Origin of the sequence: Vibrio sp. J2-4 (assembly GCF_021728155.1) — a bacterium.
Taxonomy (GTDB): Bacteria; Pseudomonadota; Gammaproteobacteria; order Enterobacterales; family Vibrionaceae; genus Vibrio; species Vibrio diabolicus.
Window position 1 is genome coordinate 39,807 of record NZ_JAKKCN010000002.1, and the last position, 24,177, is coordinate 63,983.

At 45.8% G+C, this 24,177-nt stretch carries 25 protein-coding genes and 1 other RNA gene; 16 read left to right on the top strand and 10 right to left on the bottom strand.

Going from position 1 to position 24,177, the window contains the following annotated elements:
* Positions 1–38: 38 nt before the first annotated feature.
* The 5 genes from serA to L3V32_RS05605 all read right to left on the bottom strand — a co-directional run bounded on the left by serA (position 39) and on the right by L3V32_RS05605 (position 3,361).
* Positions 39–1,271: a phosphoglycerate dehydrogenase gene (gene serA / locus L3V32_RS05585; RefSeq protein WP_005393937.1), complete on the bottom strand. Its 1,233-nt coding sequence runs from the start codon at positions 1,269–1,271 to the stop codon at positions 39–41.
* 273 nt (positions 1,272–1,544) lie between these two features.
* Positions 1,545–2,201 (bottom strand): ribose-5-phosphate isomerase RpiA, encoded by a 657-nt coding sequence (rpiA, locus tag L3V32_RS05590; protein WP_005380982.1) that lies wholly within the window; start codon positions 2,199–2,201, stop codon positions 1,545–1,547.
* Between the two features lie 53 nt (positions 2,202–2,254).
* Complete coding sequence (locus L3V32_RS05595) at positions 2,255–2,854, bottom strand: 5-formyltetrahydrofolate cyclo-ligase (RefSeq protein ID WP_237283959.1); 600 nt, start codon at positions 2,852–2,854, stop codon at positions 2,255–2,257.
* A gap of 5 nt (positions 2,855–2,859) precedes the next feature.
* Positions 2,860–3,044, bottom strand: a non-coding RNA gene (ssrS, locus tag L3V32_RS05600) — 6S RNA.
* A gap of 8 nt (positions 3,045–3,052) precedes the next feature.
* Complete coding sequence (locus L3V32_RS05605; RefSeq protein ID WP_005393932.1) at positions 3,053–3,361, bottom strand: cell division protein ZapA; 309 nt, start codon at positions 3,359–3,361, stop codon at positions 3,053–3,055.
* Between the two features lie 249 nt (positions 3,362–3,610).
* Between L3V32_RS05605 and L3V32_RS05610 the strand changes: the two genes are divergently transcribed.
* The 3 genes from L3V32_RS05610 to L3V32_RS05620 are packed head-to-tail and all read left to right on the top strand — an operon-like array spanning position 3,611 to position 6,631.
* Positions 3,611–4,189 carry a YecA family protein gene (locus L3V32_RS05610; RefSeq protein ID WP_033907447.1) on the top strand — a complete coding sequence of 193 codons (579 nt, stop codon included), beginning with the start codon at positions 3,611–3,613 and terminating at the stop codon, positions 4,187–4,189.
* A gap of 23 nt (positions 4,190–4,212) precedes the next feature.
* Positions 4,213–5,391, top strand: coding sequence for a 2-octaprenyl-6-methoxyphenyl hydroxylase (gene ubiH, locus L3V32_RS05615; protein ID WP_047008827.1), 1,179 nt, complete (start codon positions 4,213–4,215; stop codon positions 5,389–5,391).
* Between the two features lie 31 nt (positions 5,392–5,422).
* Positions 5,423–6,631 (top strand): FAD-dependent 2-octaprenylphenol hydroxylase, encoded by a 1,209-nt coding sequence (locus tag L3V32_RS05620; RefSeq protein ID WP_005393929.1) that lies wholly within the window; start codon positions 5,423–5,425, stop codon positions 6,629–6,631.
* A 65-nt stretch (positions 6,632–6,696) separates the two neighbouring features.
* Here L3V32_RS05620 and L3V32_RS05625 read toward each other — a convergent pair whose 3' ends face one another.
* The 3 genes from L3V32_RS05625 to ygfZ all read right to left on the bottom strand — a co-directional run bounded on the left by L3V32_RS05625 (position 6,697) and on the right by ygfZ (position 8,977).
* Positions 6,697–6,903, bottom strand: a complete 207-nt coding sequence (locus L3V32_RS05625) for a DUF1107 domain-containing protein (RefSeq protein WP_005380970.1) — start codon at positions 6,901–6,903, stop codon at positions 6,697–6,699.
* A gap of 639 nt (positions 6,904–7,542) precedes the next feature.
* A complete protein-coding gene (locus L3V32_RS05630; RefSeq protein ID WP_237284219.1) occupies positions 7,543–8,016 on the bottom strand; it encodes an aminoacyl-tRNA deacylase in 474 nt (157 codons plus the stop codon).
* Positions 8,009–8,977 carry a tRNA-modifying protein YgfZ gene (gene ygfZ / locus L3V32_RS05635; protein WP_104974800.1) on the bottom strand — a complete coding sequence of 323 codons (969 nt, stop codon included), beginning with the start codon at positions 8,975–8,977 and terminating at the stop codon, positions 8,009–8,011. Before ygfZ ends, L3V32_RS05630 begins: the two co-directional genes overlap by 8 nt.
* Positions 8,978–9,166: 189 nt before the next feature.
* Here ygfZ and L3V32_RS05640 point away from each other — a divergent pair, with 189 nt between their 5' ends.
* Entirely contained in the window at positions 9,167–9,427 is a 261-nt protein-coding gene (locus tag L3V32_RS05640; protein WP_005393925.1) for a succinate dehydrogenase assembly factor 2, read from the top strand.
* Positions 9,375–9,857, top strand: a complete 483-nt coding sequence (locus tag L3V32_RS26220) for a protein YgfX (RefSeq protein WP_308191684.1) — start codon at positions 9,375–9,377, stop codon at positions 9,855–9,857. Before L3V32_RS05640 ends, L3V32_RS26220 begins: the two co-directional genes overlap by 53 nt.
* Positions 9,858–9,879: 22 nt before the next feature.
* Here the strand turns inward: L3V32_RS26220 and nadB are convergent, their stop codons facing one another.
* Positions 9,880–11,493: an L-aspartate oxidase gene (gene nadB / locus L3V32_RS05645; RefSeq protein WP_182037132.1), complete on the bottom strand. Its 1,614-nt coding sequence runs from the start codon at positions 11,491–11,493 to the stop codon at positions 9,880–9,882.
* Between the two features lie 553 nt (positions 11,494–12,046).
* Here nadB and rpoE point away from each other — a divergent pair.
* The 11 genes from rpoE to acpS all read left to right on the top strand — a co-directional run bounded on the left by rpoE (position 12,047) and on the right by acpS (position 21,285).
* Positions 12,047–12,625, top strand: a complete 579-nt coding sequence (rpoE, locus tag L3V32_RS05650; protein ID WP_005380946.1) for an RNA polymerase sigma factor RpoE — start codon at positions 12,047–12,049, stop codon at positions 12,623–12,625.
* Positions 12,626–12,651: 26 nt separating this feature from the next.
* Entirely contained in the window at positions 12,652–13,278 is a 627-nt protein-coding gene (locus L3V32_RS05655) for a sigma-E factor negative regulatory protein (RefSeq protein WP_012841405.1), read from the top strand.
* A complete protein-coding gene (rseB, locus tag L3V32_RS05660; protein WP_005393918.1) occupies positions 13,275–14,240 on the top strand; it encodes a sigma-E factor regulatory protein RseB in 966 nt (321 codons plus the stop codon). The genes L3V32_RS05655 and rseB overlap by 4 nt, the downstream gene beginning before the upstream one ends.
* Positions 14,237–14,707, top strand: a complete 471-nt coding sequence (locus tag L3V32_RS05665) for a SoxR reducing system RseC family protein (protein WP_005384575.1) — start codon at positions 14,237–14,239, stop codon at positions 14,705–14,707. The genes rseB and L3V32_RS05665 overlap by 4 nt, the downstream gene beginning before the upstream one ends.
* 158 nt (positions 14,708–14,865) lie before the next feature.
* A complete protein-coding gene (lepA, locus tag L3V32_RS05670; RefSeq protein WP_237283960.1) occupies positions 14,866–16,659 on the top strand; it encodes a translation elongation factor 4 in 1,794 nt (597 codons plus the stop codon).
* A gap of 104 nt (positions 16,660–16,763) precedes the next feature.
* A complete protein-coding gene (lepB, locus tag L3V32_RS05675) occupies positions 16,764–17,663 on the top strand; it encodes a signal peptidase I (RefSeq protein WP_005380933.1) in 900 nt (299 codons plus the stop codon).
* A gap of 20 nt (positions 17,664–17,683) precedes the next feature.
* Positions 17,684–18,361, top strand: coding sequence for a ribonuclease III (gene rnc / locus L3V32_RS05680; RefSeq protein WP_005393907.1), 678 nt, complete (start codon positions 17,684–17,686; stop codon positions 18,359–18,361).
* Positions 18,354–19,316 carry a GTPase Era gene (gene era / locus L3V32_RS05685; protein ID WP_006743309.1) on the top strand — a complete coding sequence of 321 codons (963 nt, stop codon included), beginning with the start codon at positions 18,354–18,356 and terminating at the stop codon, positions 19,314–19,316. Before rnc ends, era begins: the two co-directional genes overlap by 8 nt.
* A gap of 115 nt (positions 19,317–19,431) precedes the next feature.
* On the top strand, positions 19,432–20,163 hold the full coding sequence (gene recO, locus L3V32_RS05690; protein ID WP_005384578.1) for a DNA repair protein RecO: 732 nt from the start codon (positions 19,432–19,434) through the stop codon (positions 20,161–20,163).
* Positions 20,160–20,891: a pyridoxine 5'-phosphate synthase gene (gene pdxJ, locus L3V32_RS05695; RefSeq protein ID WP_006743311.1), complete on the top strand. Its 732-nt coding sequence runs from the start codon at positions 20,160–20,162 to the stop codon at positions 20,889–20,891. The genes recO and pdxJ overlap by 4 nt, the downstream gene beginning before the upstream one ends.
* 13 nt (positions 20,892–20,904) lie before the next feature.
* Complete coding sequence (gene acpS / locus L3V32_RS05700) at positions 20,905–21,285, top strand: holo-ACP synthase (protein WP_012841407.1); 381 nt, start codon at positions 20,905–20,907, stop codon at positions 21,283–21,285.
* A 69-nt stretch (positions 21,286–21,354) separates the two neighbouring features.
* Here acpS and barA read toward each other — a convergent pair whose 3' ends face one another.
* Positions 21,355–24,153, bottom strand: a complete 2,799-nt coding sequence (gene barA / locus L3V32_RS05705) for a two-component sensor histidine kinase BarA (RefSeq protein WP_237283961.1) — start codon at positions 24,151–24,153, stop codon at positions 21,355–21,357.
* Positions 24,154–24,177 lie beyond the last annotated feature (24 nt).

The window sequence follows — 24,177 nt, forward strand, 5'->3', positions numbered from 1 at the left end:
CAGGGTATTCCCTGCCTTTGTTATTTCTGCTTCACAAATTAGTGAAGGATACGAGCACGGATAGTGCCTTCAATACTTTTCAGTTTCGCTAGCGCTTCTTCTGAGCGCTCGGTTTCAACATCGATCACTACGTAGCCGATTTCAGCGGCTGTTTGTAGGTACTGTGCAGCAATGTTAATACCGTCTTCCGCGAAGATGGTGTTGATCTGAGTAAGAATACCAGGACGGTTTTTATGGATGTGAAGCAAGCGAGAGCATTCACCACCGTGCTCTGGCAGTGACACCTCTGGGAAGTTTACGCTTGAAAGCGTAGAGCCGTTGTCAGAGTACTTCGCCAGTTTTCCTGCGACCTCAACACCGATGTTCTCTTGTGCTTCTTGCGTTGAACCACCAACGTGTGGAGTGAGGATGACATTATCGAACTTCTGTAAAGGAGATTCGAACGGGTCGGCATTCGTTTTCGGTTCTGTCGGGAATACATCAATCGCAGCGCCCGCAATATGACCTGCTTCTAAACTATGGCAAAGCGCTGGAATATCCACGACAGTGCCGCGTGCTGCATTAATAAAGATTGAGCCTGGCTTCATGCGAGCAAACTCAGCTTCACCCATCATATTTTTTGTTTCTGGCGTTTCAGGAACGTGCAGAGAAATTACGTCACACTTGTTTAGTAGTTCACTCATGGTATGTACTTGCGTCGCATTACCAAGGGACAATTTGTTCTCGATGTCGTAGTAGTAAACGCGCATACCTAAGTTTTCGGCAATAATACCTAGCTGCGTACCAATGTGGCCGTATCCGATAATGCCAAGACGTTTGCCACGTGCTTCGTAAGAGTTGTCAGCACTTTTCTTCCAAATACCGCGATGTGCAAGCGCATTCTTTTCAGGAATGCCACGCAGAAGTAGTAGGATTTGACCAAGTACCAGCTCCGCCACACTGCGTGTGTTAGAGAACGGTGCATTAAACACAGGAATGCCGCGTTTTGCTGCTGCGTCTAGGTTTACTTGGTTAGTACCGATACAAAAACAGCCAATTGCAACCAGTTTATTCGCCGCATTGATTACCTCTTCGGATAGGTTCGTACGGGAGCGAATACCGATGAAGTGCACGTCTTTAACCGCTTCAATCAATTCTTCTTCCGGAAGGGAACCTTTATGGTACTCAATGTTGGTATAACCAGCTGCTTGAAGAACTTCAACTGAAGAAGGGTGGAGTCCCTCTAACAAGAGGATCTTAATCTTTTCTTTTTCCAGTGAAACTTTGGCCATTTTTTCTCGTCCTTAAAATGGAAAGGTGGGCTAATGTGGCGCACATTGGGCAAAACTATTAAAAAGGGGATAATTGATAGTTTTGTAGGAGGACAAACGTTTCCTTGTGCGTCTTCTGTTCAATAAAGTAACAAAAAAAAATTGCTTTGGGTAAGAAAATTACGGAATAAGAGATAATTTTCTTAGAGAAAGGAATAAAAAACGGTGCCTTGCAGCACCGTATGTAATGAAATAACAGAAAAGTGAACCAGATAGGTCGATTTGAGCTGTTATTTATTCTTCAATTTTTGCGCCTTCTGGTGTACCTGTGATTACGACGTCAGCACCACGGTGAGCAAAAAGACCCACAGTCACCACACCCGCGATACCGTTGATCTTGTCTTCCATTTCTTTCGGGTTAGTAATCTGCATGTTGTGTACATCCAAAATTACGTTGCCGTTGTCAGTCACAACGCCTTCACGGTAAGCCGGGTCACCGCCCAGTTTTACTAATTCGCGCGCAACGTAAGAGCGTGCCATTGGGATCACTTCTACAGGTAGTGGGAACTGACCTAATACGTCAACTGCTTTGGTGCCGTCAACAATACATACAAATTTATCAGAGATTGCTGCGACAATTTTCTCACGAGTCAGAGCCGCGCCGCCGCCTTTGATCATTTCACGCGCTGGGTTAATTTCGTCTGCGCCATCAACATACACATCCAGCTTCATTACGTCGTTACACTCGTATACTTCAATACCAAGCTCTTTAAGGCGCTCAGTTGAAGCGACAGAGCTAGACACTGCACCTTTAATATCGTCTTTGATAGTGCCTAGTGCATCGATGAAGTGATTCACGGTAGAGCCAGTACCAACACCGACAATGCTGCCTTTCTCAACATATTTTAGTGCTGCCCAACCAGCCGCTTTTTTCATTTCATCTTGAGTCATGCCAATCTCCTGAATAGATGTTCGTTAACGTTTGCGGGCGTGATTATAGCGGCTTACTTGCCACTTTCCCATTGCCATATTCGGCTTGGGGTCACGATCTTAGGTAATGGAATGTCCCAGCTTTCAATTGGTAAGCGTTCTACATGTTGGCAGTCGTGAGCGATACCAACAGGCTTGGCACCTTCTCCGGTTATAAACCAATGAGACAGGGTACGGTCATAATACCCTCCGCCCATGCCTAAGCGGTGGCCGATGCTGTCGAATCCAACCAAAGGTGTACAAATGATATCAAGTTGACGAACGGGCTTGAGATGGCGGATGTCCAGTTTGGGCTCTAAGATGCCGTATTTGTTGTAGACCAATTGATCATCACTTACGTACAGAAGAAACAGTAACTGACCTTTGGCAAACGGATGGATGACAGGTAGATAAATCGATTTTCCCTGTTGCCACAACCACTCAATGAGCGGCTTGGTATCAAGTTCACCGTCAGCAGAAAGATAAATAGCAATATGCTGTGCTTGCTGGATTTCAGGAAGTTGAGAGAACTGAGTGACAAGGTCGATCCCCGCTTGGAATTGCGTGTCGCTACACAATGCGTTGCGCTTTTCACGAATCAGTTTGCGGAAGTCTTGTCGAGAGAGGTCTGACATAGAGAGAATACCCCAGGGTGCCGTTGAGGATTGTGGCCCTTGAACCAGCTGGTTCAAGGCGGATCAGCAATGACAACCGTAGGCTTCTCGGTGCATGCCGAGCTTGCTCAATAGTTACCAAATACTAACCCTTAGGTATTGCTTATCGGCTCAGGGACTTAAATCCTGCTGACGCACACCCCAGGGTAAATTTTGTATTTACTGCTGTCCTTGCGTAACTTTGCTTAGTGCGTTCTCAAGAGACGCAGTGAGCTTTTCCATTCGCTCAGTAATTTCTTGCTGTTGACCGTTTGATTCGTATGACTTGGTGTGCAACTCATAACAAATATTCAATGCAGCGAAGGTCAGCAGTTGGATTTCATTGGTTACCTTAGTACGTTCGCTCATTTCTTTCAATCGGCGATCCAGATCTTTTGCCGCTGCAACAAGAGACTCTTCTTGTCCTGTCGGACAATTCACTCGTGTAACTTTGCCTAATATTTCAACGTCGATCGCTTGATTGCTCATGATGAATAAACTCTATATTCGCGCTATCTAAGGTGTTGCTTCATACAACTACCGAGGAGCAAACTATAGGAAAACCGCTATTAAGATTCAAGCATTTCCCATCACAGAAAGAGAAATGATGACGAGATCACACAGGAATTGGGCAAATTGAGCAAATGCTGTTCAAAATTGAATTTGATAGCCGTTTCAGACCACTAACCTTGATGGTAGGATATACCAATACATTATTATGCAAGAATGAGCCAAGTTATGAGTGAAATCACCCTTCCTGAATACCAATCTATTGCTGCTGAACTGCAATCTGCAAGCCTAGCAGTAACACCTGCGGAATTACATGGCTTATTTGTCGGCATGTTAAGTGGTGGATTGGCGATTAATGATCAAACTTGGCAGCCTATTCTGTTTGACTACACCAATGATGGTATGGGGTGGCCTTCTACCGCGCTAGCGTTTGCTCAAAGCGTATTCACCGTTACTGTCAATGAACTCACGGGCACGTCGATGGAGCTGTCTTTATTATTACCAGATGAGCCGGGAGAAGAAGGCTTATTCGCGTTGGCTGACAGCGTGTCCGATTTCGTAAACCACTTTATTTCTGGGTTAGGTCTAGCAGGTGTTGCGCTAAATAAAGCGTCAGATGACGCTAAAGAAGCATTGGCTGACCTAGAAGAGATTGCCAAATTAGGCATTGATGAAGATGACGACCTCGGTGAACAAGCGCAATTGCTAGAACAAGTGATTGAACACATCAAAGCTTGCGTACTAACGATTCATGCTGAGTTTGGTGTTCGCCCTGAAAGTAGCGATAAAAAGCCTACTATTCATTAATCGTAGATGGTCCAGAGGTTAGCATGAAGCAATATGATGTAGTCATTGCTGGTGGTGCCATGGCTGGTGCAACGTTAGCATTGGCGATTGACCATTTGTCCCAGGGAAAGCTCCGCATTGCCGTCGTTGAGCCTTTTAAAGCGCAGTCAGATATGCACCCTGGTTTTGACTCTCGCTCAATCGCATTGTCTTACGGTACTGTCAATCTGTTGCGTCAACTACAGCTCTGGACCTCGATAGAGCCGTTTGTCACACCCATTGAACATATCCACGTTTCTGACCGCTCTCATGCTGGGATGACGGAAATTACCAAGCAAGAGATTGGCGTTGAAGCACTAGGGTATGTTGTCGAATTAGCCGATGTTGGTCGCGTATATCAAGAATTATTAGATAGCAGCGCATCCATTACGCTGTTTTGCCCTGACTCTGTTACCGATATCGAGCGCGAGCAAGACTGTACCCATATTACGTTGAAAAGCGGTGGGAAGCTTGAAGCAAAACTGTTGGTGGCAGCCGATGGTGCTGTTTCAACCTGCTGTCAGAAAATTGGTTTAGAGCTTTCTGAGCAAGATTTTGAACAAGTGGCTGTCATTGCCAATATTGTGACTCAAGAACCTCATCAAGGTAGAGCCTTTGAACGTTTTACTGAAAATGGCCCTGTTGCTTTATTGCCAATGAGTGACAATAGAATGTCTTTAGTTTGGTGTCTGCACCCTGAGGAAGCCCAAGCAGTTCTTGAGTTATCTGACCAAGCATTTCTCCAACGTTTACAACAAGATTTTGGCTGGCGTTTGGGCGCGATGAAAAAAGTGGGACGACGTGCGAGTTACCCATTGCTTCTTCGCCATCGAAAGCAAAATATTTCTCATCGTTTTGCGATTGTTGGGAATGCGGCGCAAACGCTGCATCCGATAGCTGGACAAGGTTTTAATCTTGGTATTCGCGACGTTGTCTCGCTAGCAGAAGAAATCGTGCAGCAAAGCGATGATGTTGGTCTTTATCAAGGCTTGATGCGCTTTAGTCAGCGTAGAGAGGCAGATCGAAGCGAAACGATCTGGCTAACCAGTGCCTTAGTGCATATTTTTTCAAATGATTTACCCGCGATGCGAATTGGGCGAAATACAGCCTTAGCAGCGATGGATAACCTTTCTATTTTTAAGCAGCCGCTACTGCGCCATACGCTTGGTTTGGTAAAACGATGAACGGCCGCACTGAATTAGGTAATAAAAAGCAATGATGCAAAGTGTAGATATCGCCATCATCGGCGGAGGGATGGTTGGGTTGGCACTTGCTGCCGCGTTCAAGGACAGCGATCTGCGTGTCGCCGTAATAGAAGGCAAGGTGCCAGATGAGTCGTTGAAAGAGTTACCTGATGTGCGTGTGTCTGCGTTGAGCCGTTCTAGTGAGACGATCTTGCGTAAGCTTGGCGCTTGGCAGGGAATAGAGCAACGCCGAGCTTCACCATACTACGGAATGGAAGTGTGGGAGCAAGATAGCTTCGCTAGTATTGAGTTCAATGCACAAAGCATGGCACAACCTGATTTAGGGCATATTGTTGAGAATCGAGTGATTCAACTCGCACTGCTCGAACAAGTCCAAAAGCTCGATAACGTCACTATGTTCATGCCTGCACGTTGCGCGACCTTAGCGGTGGGCGAACAAGAAAGTTGGTTGACGCTTGACAATGGTCAAGCCATGACGGCTAAGTTAGTGGTCGGAGCCGATGGGGCAAACTCGTGGCTTCGTCATCAAATGGATATTCCGTTAACGCATTGGGATTATGGACATCATGCTCTGGTCGCGAATGTTAAAACCGCTGCTCCGCACAATAGCATTGCACGACAGATTTTTACTCCTCAAGGGCCATTGGCGTTTTTGCCAATGTCGCAACCAGATATGTGCTCTATTGTTTGGTCCACTGAGCCAAATCGTGCAGAGCAGCTATTGGCAATGAGTGAGCATGATTTCAACAAAGCATTGACGAGCGAATTTGATACACGACTTGGTCTATGTGAAGTCGTGGGAGAGCGTGCCGCGTTTCCTTTGAAAATGCGCTATGCGCGAGATTTTGTTGTGGAGCGAGTCGCATTGGTTGGTGATGCGGCCCATACCATTCATCCTCTAGCGGGCCAGGGGGTAAATTTAGGTCTATTAGATGCAGCCAGCCTCGCTCAAGAGGTGTTAGCGCTATGGAAGCAAGGCCAAGATATTGGCAGCAAACGCAACCTAAGAGGTTATGAGCGTTGGCGCAAAGCGGAAGCAGCAAAGATGATCGCTGCAATGCAAGGGTTCCGAGACCTGTTCTCTGGAGAGAATCCTGCTAAGAAGCTGGTTCGTGGCATTGGTTTGAGTTTAGCGGGTCAATTGCCGGGAGCGAAAGATGAGATCATGAAGCGTGCGCTTGGTCTAAAAGGTCATCTGCCTGATCTGGCACGTCAGTAGGTGTAAAGCGAACTTCAAATACACAAAAGGCTGGTTAATCCAGCCTTTGTTTTATCAACGTTTTGCTAAGCATATGCGCATCGGAGTTTCATTATTTCTTGGTTGATCTCTTTGACCGCTCGGAAATGGCGTTGCTCTGCTTTCTCCGGCAGTATTAACTTGCCGTTATCAAACTCGAATCTACCGACCCCGTAAATATAAATTCTTCCTTTAAAAAGACGACTTATATGTTTAGCAATCATACTTGGTGTATAGCGCTTAAACAGTCTCATATTTACTTTCCTTTTATCTAACCTAGCCTAGGTATTCTACGTTTTGGACGCGAAAATTATTGTGACAGCCATAGTATTAAATACAGATGTAGGGTGTTGCGTCAGAGATTTGTGTTGTCTTAGACAATTTGACAGTGTCATCTCTTAAATAGCGTGAGGATTACCCCAAAAAATCACCGTTCAAGGAACCCTTACAACAATACACTCCTTTTTACGTGACGCATTAAGCAATAGTTTTGTTACAGAATTAAGAATAGAACGAAAATGATTGTTTGCTAATTGTTTCTATTGAGGTGGTATCCAACAGAACAAACTTTACGTCCTAACGGTTAGAGAAAGAGGAAGAGAAAAAAGTTCCGCACAAAAAAAAGCCCGCTTCAGCGGGCGAATAGTCACAGATGCATTACACAAAAGTGGACAGCTGACGGCATGAATACTGTCATTCAGTCAGCTGATTCACTTTATGTTGGTTAAGTGCTTGTTTGAAACTTAACCAACAAATTCAGCATATACGAGTTTTATCTTTGTGACTATTTATGTTTTATATGTGATTAAAAATTCTCTCGTCTATTTTTATAGATATGAGCGAGATCACGTGGTGATAGAAAAACTACGTGCTATTACATTATTTTTAGACGACTAACGACAGATCTCAGCTACGGTCGGCTGACACAATTGGATAAGATCTTGGATAGAAAGCGCCAGTCCAGCCATACGATCGCCACTGCTGATCGTGACTTCCTGTTCTTCTAGTAAGCTAGGATCGAACACGATCGGCATGTGTCGTTTGAGTAATAGTGGAGCGACAGTACCAATTTTGTAACCCGTGATGGCCTCAACGTCGGCTTGATCAACGCAAGTCATCCGGCGGCATTGCAGTAACGAGCGCACTTTTTTGGGATCGACACTACGATCACCAGGAGCACAGGCGAGAGCATATTGATTACCCATGTCTCGTAGCAAGATCGCTTTTACCATTTGAGAAGGGCGAATGCCGCGTTGTTGCGCGGCATCCTCAATAGTGGTTGCTGGTCTTTGATGCGGTAACAGACGAAACGGAATGTGTTGGTCTGTGAGAAATTGCATCAAAGGAGTATTGATTGTATTACTCATCATCAAGGCTGTAAGGCAGTGATTCGATTGTCCATTCACATTCTGGTTGAGCAACCAAACGAAGACGAGTGTCTTCATCGAGATTATTGGGCAGTACGATCAGGCCAATCGCTTGATTGTCGCTGAACTGGTAGTGGTTTAATAAAGCACCCACTGAACGCCAGTTTTCACCCACGCTGCGTTCGAGCTCAATTGGCTCGTCACTAAATGGAGCAGAAGTTGCCCCTTTTACGATGTACATCGCACGTTTATTTGTACCGCGATACTTAGCTCGTGCTACCGTTTCTTGTCCTGTGTAGCAGCCCTTTGTGAAGCTAATGCCTCCTAAAGCTTGCACGTTGAGTGCTTGTGGAATGTGAGCATTCTGCGCGGATGCAGAGACAAATGGTAAACCAGCTTCAATGTCGAAACGATTCCAAAGCTCATTTGTCGTAAGGGCAGCATCTGTATTTTCAACGACTTGTTGCGCAGCTGACGCACTTAATATCAGTAGCCAGCGGCTTTGTGAAACTTGTACCGCGGTGCCGCCTTCAACAGGGCGAACGCTGCCAGTCGTTTTGCTCATTGAAGAAATAAGCTCGTCGGCTTTGACGCCTGCAACACCTAAGATAACTTCATCAGAAGCTTCAATCGTTACTTTAGAGAAAATGGCGTATTTTTTTATTTCGCTAAGTTCTACGTCAATCGCCGATTTTGGTTGGATCATGCCGTAGCCATCGTGGTGATGGAAAAGGCGGAACACACTCCACACTTTACCTTTCGCATCACAATGTGCGCCTAATGTTGATTGGTCTTGTTCTAAAGAAACGACATCGCAGGTAACCTGACCTTGTAAGTATGATTTTTTATCGTCACCGACCATGGTGATCATGCCGAAATTGTCCAGCAGCGAGATAGATAACTCTGGAAGTGCGTCTTGAGTTGAGAGAGGTAGTGCTGAAAAACGAGTTTGCCATTCCATAATTACAATGCCTTTTGAAGATATTTTTCCGCTATGTTATACCCAAATAACCTTGAGATACTAGGGGAGCGATTTACGAATCAACATTTGTCTGCTTTCACTATTGTATTGTGACCCGCACACTAGTGACGTAGCACATCCCTTGTTACACTCCGCACTAACAACAAGACATCTATGAAGGAATAGTGAATGTACACTCCGGAAGAAAAAGCGCGTATTAAATGGGCTTGTCGTCGAGGCATGCTTGAGCTTGACGTAGTAATTATGCCGTTTTTTGAAGAGTGCTTTGATACTCTGAGTGAACAAGAGCAGCGTGACTTTGTTTCTTTACTTGAATGCGATGATCCTGATCTGTTTACTTGGATAATGGGGCATGGCCGCAGCGAAAACTTAGGTCATGCTGCAATGGTTGATAAAATTGTCGCCCATAACCTCAGCAAAGTTCGTTAATTTTACCGCTTCTCCCTCTCTGACTGCCCAAGTTCTCAATGTAATACTTTTCTTACTGATGACTTGGGCCGTTACCCTCTCTAGCATCCCTCTCGTATTATCGATTTATTTGTTATTAATGATTGTTAAGGCACTATTGAGCCAAGGCTTTGTTAAACCGACAAGTCAGGGTTATTGGTATGTGCATTGCGATGGTTCGGTTAGGTTTGAGGCCCTTGAGTATAGTGAATGCTCGGCGGCTCTTGAGTCTGAAAAGGATCAGTTACAACGAATCGATACATCGACATTGCCATTCAAGATAACATTTCGATTGCAGTCTGGCCGTAGCGTCACGATTTGGCGTGATAGCTGTGACGATCAGCATTACCGTCAATTATCTTTGGTATTACGCCAGTGGGAAATGAAACAGGGAGCCAATGCTCCCTGTTGATGTAATAGTTTATTTTGTCGAATTAAAGCTGTTTAGCTGGAATCAAAATCGTTGGTCCGCTGTTTTCCAGTTGGTTCGGATAATCAAGCGTGTAGTGCAAACCTCGACTCTCTTTACGCTGCATCGCACAACGAACCATCAGCTCTGCTACTTGTAAAAGGTTACGCAGTTCTAATAAGTTGTTCGACACGCGGAAATTGCTGTAGTACTCATGCGTTTCTTGTTGCAACAGCTGGATACGGCGTAATGCGCGCTCTAAACGCTTGTCAGTTCGTACAATGCCCATGTAGTCCCACATAAACAGACGAAGCTCGTGCCAGTTGTGCTGAATGATCACTTCTTCATCACTGTTGGTCACTTTACTTTCATCCCAACATGGCACCTGTGAAGGAAGCTCCACGTTAGTGTGATGTTTTAGAATATCTTTCGCCGCAGACCAAGCATAAACCACGCATTCGAGAAGTGAATTTGATGCCATGCGGTTAGCACCATGCAGCCCTGTATAGCTGACTTCGCCAATCGCATACAAGTTTTTAAGATCGGTGCAGCCATTTCTATCCACCATGACACCGCCACAAGTGTAGTGCGCAGCAGGTACGATTGGGATTGGCTCTTTGGTCATATCAATGCCCAAGTCCATCAAGCGTGAGTAAATGGTTGGGAAGTGTTTCGTAATAAAGTCCGCAGGTTTGTGACTGATGTCGAGGTACATACAGTCGGCACCCAAACGCTTCATTTCGAAGTCGATAGCGCGAGCCACGACGTCACGCGGAGCAAGCTCTTTACGCTCATCGAAATCTGGCATAAAGCGAGAACCATCGGGACGACGCAGGTAAGCACCTTCGCCACGTAACGCTTCAGTCAACAAGAAGTTACGTGCTTCTGGGTGATATAAACACGTCGGGTGGAACTGGTTAAACTCCATATTTGCCACACGACACCCTGCACGCCAAGCAATGGCAATACCATCACCAGACGAAACATCTGGGTTAGAGGTGTATTGATAAACTTTTGAAGCGCCACCTGTAGCGAGAACCACAAATTTGGCCCGCACGGTTTCGACATGCTCTTCGTTGCGGTTCCAAATATAAGCACCGATAACTTTGTTTTTATCACCGCCAATTTTGTCTTCGGTGATTAAGTCCAGCGCATTGTGACGTTCGAGAACATGAATATTTGGATGGTTGTGAGCGTTATCTTGCAGAGAGGTTTGCATCGCCATACCTGTTGCATCTGCCGCGTGAAGAATACGACGACGACTATGGCCACCTTCACGAGTTAAGTGGTAACGAGGCTCATCGTCAGAGTCATCCTCTTCACGATCAAATGGGACACCACCGTCGATCAACCACTGTACGCACTCTTTTGAATGTTCAGCAATGAACCTCACAGTATCTTCGTCACAAATACCATCGCCGGCGATTTGTGTATCTTCAACGTGTGACTCAATGGTGTCTGACTCATCAAATACAGCAGCAATACCACCCTGGGCATAATAGGTCGCCCCTTCGCTGCGTGGCCCTTTACTCAGCACCATCACTTTACAGTGGTTAGCAACGCGCAAAGCCAACGACAAACCAGCCGCGCCACTCCCTACCACTAACACATCACACTCATGTTCACGATTTGTGTTCATATAACTTTTATAATCCCAAGCTAAGGTAACAAAGTCACCTTGTGTATTATTTGCACACCATGTGCATTCCATTATCGCGACACCTGTCGCTAAGGGCTAAGTTGGGAGACCTATCGACATCCGTGTTACTGCGGTGACTGAGCCACTCTTCTTTTTCATGCAGAGCATGAGCATGCTTCCTAAGTTATATTTGTAACGCGGTGTTCAGATAGCCATTAGCCATGCAAATGAAAAGTAATAGTTTGTCAATGCCATTGCTTTTCCATGCTCGACCCAGCACAATCTGGGACAGAGATCATTCATTATACCCAATTCCCCTCAAGATGCTCGCTTGTCAAACTTAGACTAAAGTCAGGCAACGGTGGTCATTTGGGTATAGACATCACACTGTGAAAAAACAATGACAAAAAACTTGAGAAACCATGGAACTTTCTCATTCACGTTAGGGTCACAATAGTGCTCAAGTAAGCAGTGGTGTCAATACTACGTTTTGCATAATTAGTACCCATATCTGAGAAGAGTAGGGGCATAACAAATAGGAGTATCCGCTCGAATGAACGAGCAGCTGACCGATCAAGTATTGATTGAGCGAGTTCAGAATGGCGATAAGCAAGCATTCAACCTGCTGGTAACGAAGTACCAGAACAAGGTATGTAATCTTATTTCCAGATACGTTAGTAATCCTGGCGATGTACCAGATGTAGCACAAGAAGCGTTTATTAAAGCTTACCGAGCTATTCCCAGCTTTCGTGGGGAGAGTGCGTTTTATACGTGGCTGTATCGCATTGCAGTGAATACTGCGAAAAATCACATTGTTGCTCAAGGGCGTAGACCTCCAGCGACAGATGTCGATGCTGAAGATGCTGAATTTTACGAAACAGGTAGTGCACTTAAAGAAATATCGAACCCTGAGAACTTAACGTTGTCCAAAGAATTGCAACGGGTGGTGTTCAGTGCAATCGAAGCTTTACCTGAAGATTTAAAAACCGCAATGACATTACGAGAGCTCGATGGCTTGAGTTATGAAGAAATTGCAGAAGTGATGGATTGCCCGGTAGGAACGGTACGATCGCGTATCTTCCGTGCTCGTGAGGCGGTGGAAAAGAAAATCAGACCTCTTTTGCAACGCTAGTACAAGTAATAACTATGGTGAAAATAATGGCTGACAAAGAAAAACTTTCAGCTCTCATGGATGGAGAATTGGTCGATAAGGCTTTAATTCAAGAGTTAGAGCAAGACCAAGAGAGCCGTGATGCTTGGCAGAACTACCACCTGATTGGTGATGTGATGCGAGGCGAAGCGCCAGCAAAACCTGAGTGGAATATTGCTGAAAGCGTGGCGTTAGCGTTAGAAGATGAACCTGCACACCGTGCGTTTGATGCGCACAGTGCAAATGTTATCTCAATTGCTGATACGCCAAAAGAGTCGCAACCAGAACCGCAAAAAGCAAAACGTCAGTTGCCAGGTTGGTTGACACAGTTTGGTCAAGTTGCTGTTGCTGCATGTGTATCGCTTGTTGTTATTTTAGGTGTACAGCAGTACGGTGGTAGCGATTCAATGTCGCCGCAAACAGACCAATTGCCTGTGTTGCAGACAGTTCCGTTTGCTGGCAGCGCAGAGCCTGTGAGTTTAACTCGTGAGTCTGTTGAGCGTTCTGTAGGTGAAGCAAATATGCAAGAGCAACGTAAGCGTGTTCATGCTATGCTGCGAGACTACGAATTGCAATTACGAATTAACAGTGATGCATCTCAACAAGATGCAAATCTGAATCCGGATATTGAATGAAAAAATTTCTGATCAGCGCTTGCGCTCTGTTCAGTATGATGTCTTCTCAAGCCTTTGCTGGTGATAAGCCAGCGGAGGCTTTATTGCATCAAATGAGCGAGGCGAGTAAGAATTTAAGTTACGAACTCTCTTATATCCTTATCAAAAAGAACAGCATTGAGCCGTTGCTGTATCGTCATGCGACGCATGGTGACGATCAATATGCTCATCTTGTTTATTTAAGTGGCCCTGTGCGCGAAGTGATTCGTCGTGGCACAGAAGTAAGCTATATCGAAACGGGTTTAGAACCATTCACCATCGAGTCAGGTAAAATGGTCGCTCCGACCATGCCTATGCTCAACACCAATATCGATGAGCTAAACTTGTATTACGACTATGTAAAAGTGGGTAGAGCTCGTGAAGCAGGTGTAGCAACACAAGTGCTGCGTGTCGTCCCTAAAGACGGTCTGCGCTATTCATACGTACTATGGATCGATGAAAAGAGTAAATTGCCGTTACGTGCCGACCTTGTGGACCGTGATGGTGAGATGCTTGAACAATATCGCACTATTTCTTACACGGTGAATCCAAAAATCGCAGAGTTAATGAGTGGCCTACAAGATGTTCAATTACCAGCTGTTCTCACCATGCCAAAAGGCGATATTGGAACCAGCAATTGGCAGGTAGGTTGGATCCCTGAAGGTTTCGAACCGAACGAGCTGAACCGCTACCGCATGGCTGTTACCAATCAAATGGTGGAGAGTCAGCTGTACTCTGACGGTCTATTTAGCTTCTCTGTTTACGTAGCAAACAAAGATGAGCATTCGTTAAAAGGGCAGTTGGTTCGCCAAGGCAGAAGAACGCTACACAGTTTTGTGAGCGGTCAACATGAAATCTCCGTTGTAGGAGACATTCCGCCGACCACAGCACAACGTATCGCCCAATCTGTCACATTTAATGTAACAAAGAGTAAACAACAATGATGACCGCGTTGGCTACTGTGACAGACGTACATCGTCGCGGTAAACAATACGAAATTGATTTAAGCTGCGAACAGCAGACCAGTTGCAGTAGTTGCTCTTCACAGAAAAGCTGTGGAACGGGCGTTGTGACTAAAGCCATTGGTAACAAGAGTTTATCTTGGCACCTGCGCACGGATAAATCAGTGAAGATAGGTCAAGTCGTCGAGATAGGCTTTCCTGAGTCGAGCCTGATAAAATCAGCAATGGCGGTTTATTTACTGCCGTTGTTTGGTTTGATTATCGGTGCGATGTTTGGTCACTTCCTATTAGCGCCGCTGACCGCGGGCGGGGAAGGTATCATCATATTGGCATCAGTACTATTTGCAGCTGGTGGAATGTGGATCGCAAAACGTGTTTCTCGTCCGTTAGAGGATGAATCCAAGCGCCAAGTTACCCTCGTTCGGGTACTTGGAGAGCCAATCCAGTAAGTGTTGTCCCCCTCCACTAAAGGTTATTTGGGTATGTACTTTAAATTACGTGCGCCCGTTAACGAAATTCGGTAGAATCTGCCAACTTGATTGAAATGCCGTCAGTAGATGGCGTTTCTTACTGTCCCTATTTGTAAAGAGTTAGTCACCCTAAATCTATGAAGCACATTCGTAACTTTTCGATTATCGCCCACATCGACCATGGTAAGTCGACCCTATCAGACCGTCTAATCCAAGTTTGTGGCGGGTTAACCGATCGTGAAATGGCCGCACAGGTTCTGGATTCTATGGATCTTGAACGTGAGCGTGGTATCACCATTAAATCTCAGAGTGTGACGCTAAACTACACCGCTAAAGACGGTGAAACGTATCAGCTGAACTTCATCGATACTCCGGGGCACGTTGACTTTGCATATGAAGTATCACGTTCTCTAGCAGCTTGTGAAGGTGCGTTATTGGTTGTAGATGCGGGTCAAGGTGTTGAGGCTCAAACACTGGCTAACTGTTACACCGCGATCGAAATGGATCTAGAGGTTGTGCCAATCTTGAACAAGATTGACCTACCAGCAGCCGATCCTGAGCGCGTGGCAGAAGAAATTGAAGAAATCGTTGGTATCGATGCAATGGAAGCAACCCGCTGTTCTGCGAAGACAGGCATCGGTGTTGATGACGTTCTAGAGAACATTGTGTCAGCGATTCCAGCACCGGAAGGTGATCCAGATGCGCCACTACAAGCGCTGATCATTGACTCATGGTTTGATAACTACCTTGGCGTTGTTTCTCTAGTACGTATTAAAAACGGCGAACTGAAGAAGAACGACAAGATCAAAGTGATGAGCACGGGTCAAGTTTGGGGTGTAGACCGTCTTGGTATTTTTACACCAAAACAAGTAGATACCGACATCCTTCGTACTGGTGAAGTAGGTTGGGTGGTTTGTGGTATTAAAGACATCCTTGGTGCACCAGTTGGTGATACGCTGACTATGGCTAAGAATGGTTGTGATAAACCACTACCTGGCTTTAAGAAAGTTAAACCTCAGGTTTACGCAGGTCTGTTCCCGGTATCTTCTGACGATTACGAGAACTTCCGTGATGCGCTGGGCAAATTAAGCCTAAACGACGCATCGCTATTCTACGAGCCAGAAAACTCCGCGGCACTTGGCTTTGGTTTCCGTTGTGGTTTCCTTGGCATGCTGCACATGGAAATTATCCAAGAGCGTCTAGAGCGTGAATACGACTTAGATCTTATCACCACGGCACCAACGGTAGTTTACGAAGTTGAAAAAACGGATGGTGAACTACTGTACGTTGATAGCCCTGCTAAACTACCAGCGATCAATGATATTGAAGAAATTCGTGAACCGATCGCTCGTTGTAATATCCTGGTACCTTCAGAGTATCTAGGTAACGTCATCACGCTGTGTGTTGAAAAGCGTGGTACTCAGGTCGATATGGTTTACCACGGTAACCAAGTCGCCGTGACTTACGATATTCCAATGGCCGAAGTGGTACTGGATTTCTTCGACCGTCTGAAATCGACCTCTCGTGGTTATGCGTCTTTGGATTACAACTTCCAGCGCTTTGAAGCGTCGAACATGGTGCGTGTAGACGTTCTTCTGAACGGTGACACCGTTGATGCACTGGCGATGATCACACACAAAGACCAGTCTCAAACTCGCGGTCGTCAGCTGGTAGAGAAGATGAAAGAATTTATCCCTCGCCAAATGTTTGATATCGCAATCCAAGCAGCGATTGGTAACCACATTATCGCACGCTCAACTGTAAAACAGCTACGTAAGAACGTAATCGCGAAATGTTACGGCGGTGACGTAAGTCGTAAGAAGAAACTTCTGAAGAAACAGAAAGAAGGTAAGAAGCGCATGAAGCAGATCGGTAACGTTGAGCTGCCTCAAGAAGCGTTCCTAGCTATCCTTCACGTAGGTAAAGACTAAAGTTGAACTTTGTCTCACACTTGTCGGTCTTAAGACGTTAGATATTAAAATAAGTGAAAGGGTTTCGGCTCTTTCACTTTCGTATTTTTAGATAAGGGAATTTAATGGCGAATACATTCTCACTGATGCTGGTTATTGCGACTTTGGTAACTGGCGTGGTTTGGCTACTGGAAAAGCTGGTTTTCGCGAAAAAGCGTCAGGAAAAACTGGCGGAGATTCAAGCTCAGACGTCTAATGGTTTGGATGCAGTGACCTTGCAAAAAGTTGAGCGTCAGCCTTGGTGGGTTGAAAATAGCGTCTCAATTTTTCCTGTGATTGCGTTCGTTTTAGTATTGCGTTCTTTTATCTACGAACCATTTCAAATCCCATCAGGCTCAATGATGCCGACTTTGTTGGTGGGTGACTTTATCTTGGTAGAAAAATACGCCTATGGCTTGAAAGATCCGGTATGGCGCACGCAGTTAGTTGAAACAGGTAAGCCTGAGCGTGGTGATATCGTGGTATTCAAATACCCGCCACAACCAAGTGTGGATTACATTAAGCGTGTTGTTGGTTTGCCTGGTGATATCGTGCGTTATTCAAGTGATAAGCAGCTTTGCGTGCAAAGCCAAGGTGAATCGGCGTGTAAACCAGTTAAACTGAGCAATGTTGAAGAAAGTCAGTTTAGCTCGAACGGTATTCCAATGATCCAACTGGATGAAAAATTGGGTAACGTGGAGCACAATATTTTGGTTAACCCTCTTGTTCGTAACCGTGTGGAGCAATACTTCCCACGTAGCGGCACGACAGAGTGGGTTGTACCACAAGGTCAGTACTTTGTGATGGGTGATAACCGTGACAACAGTGCTGACAGCCGTTACTGGGGCTTCGTTCCTGAAGCAAACTTAGTCGGCAAAGCTGTCGCCATTTGGATCAGCTTCGAGTTTGATCGTGGCGCAGATAGCGTTCTACCTTCATGGATTCCAACTGGTGTGCGTTTTAACCGCATCGGTGGTATTCACTAACCATTTTATATCGAGAGAGTATGAATTCTCCAATTGATAAACTAGAGAGAAAGCTCGGCTACCAGTTTCAAGATGCCGGGCTTATCAACTTGGCGCTGACTCACCGCAGCGCCAACAGTAAGCATAATGAACGTCTTGAGTTTCTGGGCGATTCAATTTTAAGTTTTGTCATCGCTGATGATCTGTACCATCGTTTCCCGAAAGTGAACGAGGGTGACATGAGCCGTATGCGTGCTACTTTGGTTCGCGGACATACATTGGCGGAACTGGGTCGTGAATTCGATCTAGGAGATTATTTAAAATTAGGTCCAGGTGAATTGAAGAGTGGCGGTTTCCGCCGAGACTCTATTTTAGCCGATGCGGTTGAAGCCATTATTGGCGCAATTTACCTAGACAGCGATCTTGAAGTCGTGCGAGGCATTGTACTGAGTTGGTACAACTCACGCCTTGAAGCCATTAAACCTGGCGTCTCACAAAAAGATCCGAAAACTCGCCTACAAGAGTTCCTACAAGGCAGAAGAAAACCGCTGCCTGTGTACACAGTGACTAATATTAAAGGTGAAGCGCACAACCAAGAGTTTACGGTTGAGTGTGAAGTAGCAGGTGTGGACAAGCCTGTAATCGGGAAAGGCACCAGCCGCCGCAAGGCAGAACAAGCGGCTGCTGAAACAGCACTTGAGCAATTAACAAATGGCTGATAACGAATTCGATATCGATGCGTTTTTCGCATCACAAGGTGAGCCAAGCTCGCCAGAAAACCAGCACTGTGGCTTTATTGCTATTGTTGGTCGCCCAAACGTAGGTAAGTCGACACTTCTGAACAAAATCTTGGGTCAGAAGATTTCGATCACCTCACGTAAGCCACAAACAACACGCCACCGCATTATGGGCGTGGACACGGACGGCGATTACCAAGCGATTTACGTTGACACGCCAGGACTTCACATCGAAGAAAAGCGTGCGATTAACCGTTTGATGAACCGTGCGGCTAACTCATCTCTAAGTGATGTAAACCTAGTGTTCTTCTTAGTCGATGGTACGCATTGGACTAAAGACGATGAGATGGTGCTAACTAAGCTTCAAAAATCGAACTTCCCAGTTGTGCTTTGTGTCAATAAAGTCGACAACGTGCAAGATCGTAACGAAGTGATGCTACACATGGCTGAGATGTCTAAAAAGATGGACTTCGTTGACGTTGTGCCAATCTCTGCGAAGCAAGGGAAGAACATTGATGTACTGCGTAAGCACGTGCGTAATCACTTACCTAAAGCAACGCATCACTTCCCAGAAGAATACGTGACTGATCGCTCTCAGCGCTTTATGGCATCTGAAATTGTGCGTGAAAAGTTAATGCGTTTTACGGGTGAAGAATTACCATACTCGGTAACGGTCGAGATTGAACGTTTTGATTACAACCCAGAAACTGACGGTTTCCATATCAATGCCTTGATTCTTGTGGAGCGTAATGGCCAGAAGAAAATGGTGATTGGTAAAGGTGGCGAGAAGATCAAGACCATTGGTCGTGAAGCGCGTTTAGATATGGAAGAGTTGTTCGGTCGTAAGGTTTACCTAGAAACCTGGGTAAAAGTGAAATCTGGCTGGGCAGACGACGAACGAGCACTGCGCTCGTTGGGTTATATAGACGACTTATAATCTTGGCTGCGAAGATGCTTCGCTCCAACATCGATGAAAACTCAGTATCGATTAAAATAAGGAGCCGCTCGGCTCCTTATTTTTTATTTCACACTTTTTAGGCACAATGACTTAGATGAGTAATCTGTCTTCCGAAGGTTTACAGCGCTGTTTTGTTTTACATCGCCGCCCTTACAGTGAATCGAGCTTAATCCTTGATGTATTTAGTGAGGAATATGGCCGAATGACTTTAATGGCCAAAGGCGCGCGCAGTAAGCGTTCGAACTTAAAAGGCGCATTGCAACCTTTTACTCCGCTGTTACTTAAATGGTCGGGAAAAGGTTCAATGAAGACTTTGCGTCAAGCTGAGCCGATAAGCCTAGGTTTACCGTTAACGGGCATTAATCTCTACTCTGCCATGTACGTCAATGAACTGATTGGCCGTATCTTGATGGCTGAAGTGCCGATGCCAGCGCTATTTCATGATTATTTGCATGCGCTAACAGAGTTGGCACACAACGAGAACCCTGAGCCAGCACTGCGTCGTTTTGAGTTAGCATTGCTATCTGCGATGGGATATGGCGTAGATTTCTTGCACTGTGCAGGTACTGGCGAGCCCGTCGACCCAGAGATGACGTATCGTTACCGGGAACAAAAAGGCTTCATAGCTTCGGTTAGGCGCGATAACCTCACGTTTTTAGGGAATGAACTGATTGCTATCAGTGAGCGGCGGTTCGTCACTAAAGAGCAGCTAAAAGCGGCAAAACGCTTTACACGTATAGCCTTAAAGCCGTATCTTGGCGGCAAACCTTTAAAAAGTCGTGAATTTTTCATTCAGACCCCCAGAGCACGGAGTAACGGAAAATGAGCTCAATTTATTTAGGCGTCAATATCGACCATATTGCCACTCTACGCAATGCACGTGGTACAAAATACCCTGATCCTGTTCACGCTGCAGAAATTGCTGAGCGTGCAGGCGCGGATGGTATCACAATTCACTTACGTGAAGACCGTCGCCATATTTTGGATCGTGATGTACGTATTCTGCGTGAAACCATTCAAACGCGTATGAATCTAGAGATGGCAGTGACAGACGAAATGGTTGAGATTGCGCTGCAAACTCAACCAGAGTTTGTGTGCTTAGTGCCTGAAAAACGTGAAGAACTGACGACGGAAGGTGGCTTGGACGTTGTGGGGCAGCTTGAAAAAATTAAAGCTGCGACGAAAAAGCTGACAGATGCAGGCATTAAAGTTTCACTCTTTATTGATGCTGACCGTCAACAGATTGAAGCTGCGAAAAAGTGTGGTGCTCCGTTTATTGAGCTACACACGGGTCATTATGCTGATGCGACGACAGAAGACGAACAACAAGCTGAACTGAAGAAGATTGCCGCTGGTGCGAGTTATGCTCATGACCTAGGTATTATTGTTAATGCCGGGCATGGCCTGACTTATCACAATGTCGCGCCAATTGCTGCATTACCAGAAATTTACGAACTCAACATTGGTCACTCAATCATTGGTCGCGCGGTATTTGATGGTTTGAATAAAGCGGTTGCGGACATGAAAGCACTGATGATTGAGGCACGCCAGTAATAGGGCTATCTAGATGGCGATTATAGGGTTAGGCACCGACATTGCAGAAATTGAGCGTATTGAAAAAGCGCTAGCTCGTAGTGGTGAGCCTTTTGCTCAGCGTATTCTTTCAGAAGAAGAAATGGCTAAATTTTCACAGCTTAAGCTGCAAGGCCGTTATCTTGCTAAGCGCTTTGCGGTCAAAGAAGCGGCCTCAAAAGCATTGGGGACAGGGATCGCGAAAGGGGTCACGTTTCACGATTTTTCCATCTCGAACGATGCGCTTGGAAAACCAGTACTCGCATTGACGGGCACAGCAAAACAAATAGCGGATGCGATGGGCGTTAACCACATTCACCTGTCCATTTCCGATGAGCGTCATTACGCTGTGGCGACGGTCATTTTTGAATCCTAGCTTGTAAGTCTTAAACAAAATACTAAAAAGCCAGAGCAGATGCTCTGGCTTTCTTGTCTCTCGAGCAGATTACTGTTCAAGGTATAATTTTGCAGTCGTTGTGACTTTAATCATTTCATCTTGCAGCTCGAACATTTCAGGCTCAACCTCCTCAAGACTGATCCCTGAGCGCAGTGCTTGCTCAAGCGTCGCACAGAGTGATTTCAGCCTAGGCACTCCGCAATATGAGCTACTGCCGTGCAGCTTATGGATGACATGAATTAGGTCATCACGGGAGATATCTTCTTGCTCCAGAGTTTGGTCAACGACTGCTTCTACTTCAGGGATGAACTCAATCAACATGCGCAGCATGTCTTTGGCGAGATCCTCTTTATTCGCGCTCTGTTTTAAGGCAGCTTGCCAATCAATAATCACATCCTGTTGAGGCGAAGAAACGGATTGAGGCGCGCTCCCTTCAGGCTCATCAACGTATGAAGGGGCGACTTTGCCAATGCTCTCTGTACAAGAATTTGGGTTCCAGTGAACCAAAACCTGTTGAAGCACATGCTCTTCAATAGGTTTGGTCAAGTAGTCATCCATTCCTGCCGATAGCAAGCGATCTCTTTCACCCGCCATGGCATGCGCAGTTACCGCAATCACTGGCGTGTCTTTATTTAACTCCAACTCTTTAATGTGCTGACAAGCGGTCACCCCATCCATTTGTGGCATTTGGATATCCATGAAGATTAAATCGTACTTTTTCTCTGTCGCTAGGTTCACCGCTTGCTGGCCATTGCTACAGGCGGTGACGGTTTCTACTCGTTCGCGAAGCAGAGCGGAAATCAGCTTCAAGTTCGCTGGGTTATCATCCACCGCTAACACCGTCAGAGGTAAACGCTCCCCTTCGCTTGGCGTAATTGGAGCACTCAATGTTGGTGGTGATTCGACATGTTCGCTAATCAGGCTTTGTAGCAGTTTACGGCGAGACAACGGCTTCGTCAGGCATTGGACGTGATGCTCTGTCATAATTTGGTCGGCAAGTGCCAGTTCGGTACTCGGCGTCCCTAGGATCACACTCGGAGCCATGCGTTTCGCTTGTTCTATCCAAGGTGTAATGACGTCTGCATCATGCGTTTGATTCGCCGCTAAATTCAGTAATACATAGTCATATTGTTCTTCGTTTTTCGGTAGCGAAGAACGGTAGGTTACTAAGATACCTTCTTGACTTAGAATCTGTTGGGTTACGGATGCGGCTTGCATGTTTGGTTCAATCAACAGCAACTGTTTGCCTGTCAGAAGTTCCACTTCAATCAGTTCGCTCATCGGCATTTCGGTTGAGTGCAAGCGCACCGTAAACCAGAACGTCGAACCTTGGTGTAAGCGACTGGTTAAGCTGATCTCGCCACCCATCTGGCTTACCAATTTCTGCGTGATAACCAAACCTAACCCAGTGCCGCCGTAGCGACGTGAAATGCTGGCATCCGCTTGGCTGAACGCTTGGAATAATTGCGCTTGCTGACGTTCAGAAATACCAATACCAGTATCGCGCACCATGAATTGCAGTTCGACGGAGTCCCCAGATTGAGAGCGCATTTCAACACTAACATCAATGTTGCCTCGCTCGGTAAACTTGATTGAGTTACCGACCAAGTTCGTCAAAATTTGCTGGATACGTAGTGGGTCCCCAACTAAACCCGGTGGAATTTTAGGGTCCACTTTTAGGGTGATTTCTAACCCTTTCTCATGTGCACTCGTGGCTTGTAGGTTAATCACTTCTTCTAAACTTTCTCGGAAATCAAACGGAATGTTTTCCAGCGCCAGCTTACCCGCCTCAAGTTTCGAGAAGTCGAGAATGTCATTGATGATGTTCAGTAGATTGTTCGCCGACTTCTCAATCGTCTGTAGGTAATCAGTTTGGCTGTTAGAAAGCTGTGTTTTAAGCATTTGACGAGTAAAGCCAATAACCCCATTGAGCGGAGTACGCAGTTCGTGCGACATGTTCGCCAAGAACTCAGATTTAACCCTGGCCGCTTCTTGCGCGCGTTTCTTCGCGATATCTAACTCAACGTTCTGAATCTCTAGTTGCTCAAGCGTCTCACGCAAGTCTGATGTGGCTTGGTCTATACTGTGCTGCATCTCCACGTGATATTCCGATAGCGATACCGCCATGGCGTTAATACCGTTTTTCAGTTGGTCTAACTCACCATGCATTTTACCTTCGATACGCACGTCTAGGTGACCACGGCGGATGCGGTCAACGACATTCTTCATGTGGGTGATAGGCTGGGTAACATCGTGCATCAGACGTGAAGCAAACACACTTGCCAAGCCAAGACCGAGTATAAGAACTAAAAAAGCAGAGAAAACTTCTTGATACTGTTGCAGCCTTAAAGAGGAGAGATCTAACTCAACGGCAATATAACCAATTGCTTTGGTTCCTTGGCTTTCGTTCGACAGCTCAGCTAAATAGTGACCCTCGGACAAAATAGGTACGCGCAATATCAGTGAGTTTTCGTAGATTTCCGAATTGCCCAGTTGCGGGATCGGTTTATCTTTGGGGAACATCAAGGCTTCGAAATTAGGGTGAAAGTTAGATGTCACGAAGAGCTCATGATGTTCATCAAACACCGCGATACTACGAACCAGTTTAGAGTTTTTGCGATGGGCGTAGCTTATCAAGCGACGTACCGCCTCTCGGCTTTCTGATAGTAGATGAGTTTCACTGGCAATTGCTAACGGCTCAATGATGCTGTTACCAGTGGTGATAACTTGTTTCTCAAGATCTTGGTAGCGGTTGAAAGAGAAAAAACCGCTCAGTAATAAACCAATGATGAGAGTGGGAGCGAGAGTCAGTGTAATTACACGTGCTCGTAAGCCATATCTGGTCATGTTATCTAATTACATCGGAGTCTG